Annotated in this window: 5 protein-coding genes; 3 read left to right on the top strand and 2 right to left on the bottom strand. The window is 73.2% G+C overall.

Annotation, left to right across the window (positions count from 1 at the left end; translation table 11 throughout):
* Positions 1 to 490 (top strand): sigma-70 family RNA polymerase sigma factor family protein (locus AC1DQF_RS21315; protein ID WP_477527226.1); only part of this gene is annotated, 490 nt, incomplete at its 5' end.
* Positions 491 to 509: 19 nt separating this feature from the next.
* Here the strand turns inward: AC1DQF_RS21315 and deoD are convergent.
* A complete protein-coding gene (gene deoD, locus AC1DQF_RS21310; RefSeq protein ID WP_477527225.1) occupies positions 510 to 1,220 on the bottom strand; it encodes a purine-nucleoside phosphorylase in 711 nt (236 codons plus the stop codon).
* A 45-nt stretch (positions 1,221 to 1,265) separates the two neighbouring features.
* On the opposite strand from deoD, the gene nudC reads away from it, so the two are divergent.
* The gene (gene nudC, locus AC1DQF_RS21305; protein ID WP_477527224.1) at positions 1,266 to 2,195 is read left to right on the top strand and encodes an NAD(+) diphosphatase; all 930 of its coding nucleotides are present in this window, start codon (positions 1,266 to 1,268) and stop codon (positions 2,193 to 2,195) included.
* 15 nt (positions 2,196 to 2,210) lie between these two features.
* On the opposite strand, the gene AC1DQF_RS21300 is transcribed toward nudC, so the two are convergent.
* Positions 2,211 to 2,453: a mycoredoxin gene (locus tag AC1DQF_RS21300; protein WP_477527223.1), complete on the bottom strand. Its 243-nt coding sequence runs from the start codon at positions 2,451 to 2,453 to the stop codon at positions 2,211 to 2,213.
* A 75-nt stretch (positions 2,454 to 2,528) separates the two neighbouring features.
* On the opposite strand from AC1DQF_RS21300, the gene AC1DQF_RS21295 reads away from it, so the two are divergent.
* Positions 2,529 to 3,740 (top strand): ATP-dependent helicase (locus AC1DQF_RS21295; RefSeq protein ID WP_477527222.1); only part of this gene is annotated, 1,212 nt, incomplete at its 3' end.

Below are 3,740 nucleotides of genomic sequence, written 5' to 3'. Positions count from 1 at the left end.
GCCCTTCGACGAGGTCGCGCCGATCGTGGACACCAGCACCGCCAACGCCCGGCAGCTCGCCTCCCGGGCCCGCCGCAAGGTCCGCGGTGGCGAGTCGGAGCCCGATCGCCGTCGGCAGCAGGAGGTCGTGGCGGCGTTCCTGGAGGCCGCGCGCGAGGGCCGCTTCGAGCGCCTCCTCATCATGCTCGACCCCGACATCGAGCTGCGCGTCGACGCCTTCTCGGTCGGTGCGGCCACCACCCGGCGCCACCTCGGCGCTCCGGCGCTCGAGCCGGTCATGCGTGGTCGCGAGGCGGTCGCCGAGGTGTTCAGCGGCAAGGCCGCCGCGGCCCGGCCGGCGTACGTCGACGGACTCCCCGCCGCCGTGTGGGCGCCCGGCGGCACCACCCGGTCGGCGTGGGTGCTCACCCTCCGCGACGGGGTCATCACCCGGATCGAGATGCTGGGCGACCCCGCGACGCTGGCCGACCTGGACGTCGAGCTCGTCTGAGCCCGGAGCGGACGACCCGTCAGTCGGTGAGCGCTGCGCTCAGCCCGATCTCGACCATCGCGCCGAAGGTCTGCTCGCGCTCCCGCGCGGTGGTCTCCTCACCGGTGACGATGTGGTCGGAGACGGTGCAGATCGCCAGTGCCGTACGACGGTGGGCCGCGGCGATCGTGTAGAGCGCGCTCGCCTCCATCTCGACGGCCAGCACCCCGTGCTCGACCATCGGCGCCATCAGCTCGACGCGGGGCGAGTAGAACGAGTCGCTGGAGAAGACCAGCCCGACGTGGGTCGTCGTCGAGGGCAGTGCGGCGGCGGCCTCGTACGCGCGACGGAGCAGGTGGAAGTCGGCGACCGGGGCGTAGTCGTAGCCGTGGAACCGGTGGGTGTTCATCGAGGAGTCGGTGCAGGCCCCGCTGGCGATGACGACGTCGCGGACCCCCACTGCCTCGGTGAGCGCACCGCACGAGCCGACACGGACGATGGTCTGCACGTCGTACTCGCGGAAGAGCTCGTTCGCATAGATCGCCAGCGACGGCTGGCCCATCCCCGAGCCCTGGACCGAGACGCGGTGGCCGCGCCACGTGCCGGTGTAGCCGTACATGCCGCGGACCTCGGTGTAGCACGCCGCGTCGTCGAGGAAGGTCTCCGCGATCCACCTGGCCCGGAGCGGGTCACCGGGCATGAGGACGACGGGGGCGATGTCCCCGGCTGCGGCTCCGACGTGGGTGCTCATGGCCACGACCCTAGCGACGACGATGCCCCCAGTAGCGTGGCGCGGGTGAACGACGCCGAGCCCCAGCGCAGCCTCCCGCACCTCGCCCTCTCCGCGCATGCGCACAACCGTGTGGGCGAGCGTCGTACCGACGACGCCTGGCTCGACGAGCGGTGGGCCGACCCCGGCACGCGGGTGCTGGTCATCTCCGGCAACCGCCTGCGCCCGGTGGACGGTGACGCCGGCTGGGTGGCACCCCACGAGGCCCCGCCCGGGACCCGGGTGCTGCTCGGACAGCGGGACGGTCAGACCCGGTTCGCCGTGCTGGCCGACCCCGGGGACGTCCCGGGCCACCGCGACGAGTGGGTGCCGCTGCGCGGCATGCTGCCCGCGCTGGTCGCCGACCCGGGGTCTGCGCCCTGGCTCTTCCACGCCGTCGGCCTGGCCGAGTGGCACTGGGTGACCCGGCACTGCCCGCGCTGCGGCTCTGGGCTGGAGTCGCGGCACGCGGGCCACGAGCTCGAGTGCACGGGCTGCGGTCGGCGGCAGTTCCCGCGCACCGACCCGGCCGTCATCATGGCCATCACCCACGGCGCCCCGGGCTCGGCCGAGGAGCGCCTGCTCCTCGGCCACCAGGCCGTGTGGCCCGAGGGCCGCTACTCGACCCTGGCCGGGTTCGTCGAGCCGGGGGAGACGTTCGAGGACGCCGTACGCCGCGAGGTGCTCGAGGAGGTCGGCGTCACCGTCGGCGACGTCGCCTACTTCGGAAACCAGCCCTGGCCGCTGCCGGCGAGCCTGATGATCGGCTTCCGGGGGGTCGCCACCACCACCGACATCGACGTCGACGGCGCCGAGATCACCGAGGCCCGCTGGTTCACCCGCGAGGAGCTCCGCGCGGGCTGCGAGTCGGGGGAGGTGCTCATCCCCGCGGGCATCTCGATCTCGTCCTCGCTGATCGAGGACTGGTACGGCGCCCCGCTGCCCGGGGGCTGGTGAACCGCTCGGCGGGGCTCACGCCAGGGCGGCGAGCTTCTCCTTGACCTGGGCCAGGCTCGGGTTGGTCTGCGCGGAGCCGTCGGCGTAGACCAGGGTCGGGACCGTCTGGTTGCCGTTGTTGGCCTGCTCGACGATCAGCGCGGCGTCGGGCTGCTGCTCGATGTCGACCACCGAATAGGTGATGCCCTCCCGGTCGAGCTGGCTGCGGAGCCGGTGGCAGTAGCCGCACCAGGGGGTGCTGTACATCGTGAAGGTCATGGGTGTCGGTCCTGACGTCTAGGGTTTCCGTGTTCTCTCGCTCCAACCAACCACGCGCAGGAGTTGTTCCACCGCATGCCCGCTCCCACCGACCTCCTGGACGCGCTCGACCCCGAGCAGCGCCGGGTCGCCGAGGCGCTGCGCGGCCCCGTGCGGGTGCTCGCGGGCGCGGGCACGGGCAAGACCCGGGCGATCACCCATCGCATCGCCTACGGCGTCGCGACCGGCCTCTACGTCCCCACCGAGGTCCTCGCGGTCACCTTCACGACCCGGGCGGCCGGTGAGATGCGCGGCCGGCTGCGGGGGCTGGGTGCCGGCGGTGTCCAGGCCCGCACCTTCCACTCCGCCGCCCTGCGCCAGCTGCGCTACTTCTGGCCCCGCGTCCACGGCCACGAGCTGCCGAACCTCATCGAGTCCAAGATCGGCCTCCTGGCGCAGGCCGCGCGCCGCCAGCGGGTCAATGCCGACCAGGCGCTGCTGCGCGACCTCGCCAGCGAGATCGAGTGGGCCAAGGTCAGCAACGTCGGTCCCGACGACTACGCCAGGATCGCCCCGACGCGGGGCCGCTCCGTCTCCAGCCTCGACCCGGAGACCGTGGGGCGGGTCTTCGAGGGCTACGAGGAGGTCAAGCGCGGCCAGGGCCGGATGGACATGGAGGACGTCCTGCTGTTCGCGGCCGGGCTGCTCGCCGAGGAGGAGGCGGTCGCCGCCCAGGTCCGACGGCAGTACAAGTGGCTCGTCGTTGACGAGTTCCAGGACGTCTCGCCCCTCCAGTCGGCCCTGCTCGACCTGTGGCTGGGCGGTCGTGACGAGCTGTGCGTCGTCGGCGACCCCGCGCAGACCATCTACTCCTTCGCGGGGGCCAATGCCGCCTACCTGCGCGACTTCACCACCAAGTTCCCCGACGCGACGTCGGTCGAGCTGGTGCGCAACTATCGCTCCACCCCCGAGGTCGTCGGCGCCGCCAACCGCCTCCTCGCGGGCACGTCGAGCAAGGGTGTCGACCTGGTCGCCCAGCAGCCCAGCGGTGCCCCGGTGCGCTACACCGCACACCCCGACGAGGTGGCCGAGGCCGCCGCGGCCGCCGACCGCATCGCCGCCCTGCGCGCCGCCGGCACCCCCGCCGGGGAGATGGCGGTGCTCTTCCGCATCAACGCCCAGTCCGAGACCTTCGAGGACGCCCTCACCTCCCGGGGCGTCCCGTACGTCGTCCGCGGCGCCGCCCGCTTCTTCGACCGCGCCGAGGTCCGCCAGGCCGTGACCCTGCTGCGCGGCACCGCCCGGGGC

Source organism: Nocardioides sp. P4_G4 (assembly GCF_056401085.1).
This window is presented reverse-complemented; position numbering and strand designations above follow the sequence as displayed.

Bases quoted from the DNA above. Each gene is read 5' to 3' on its own strand.
- deoD (WP_477527225.1), bottom strand. From the start codon at position 1,220: ATGAGCACCCACGTCGGAGCCGCAGCCGGGGACATCGCCCCCGTCGTC.
- AC1DQF_RS21300 (WP_477527223.1), bottom strand. From the start codon at position 2,453: ATGACCTTCACGATGTACAGCACCCCCTGGTGCGGCTACTGCCACCGG.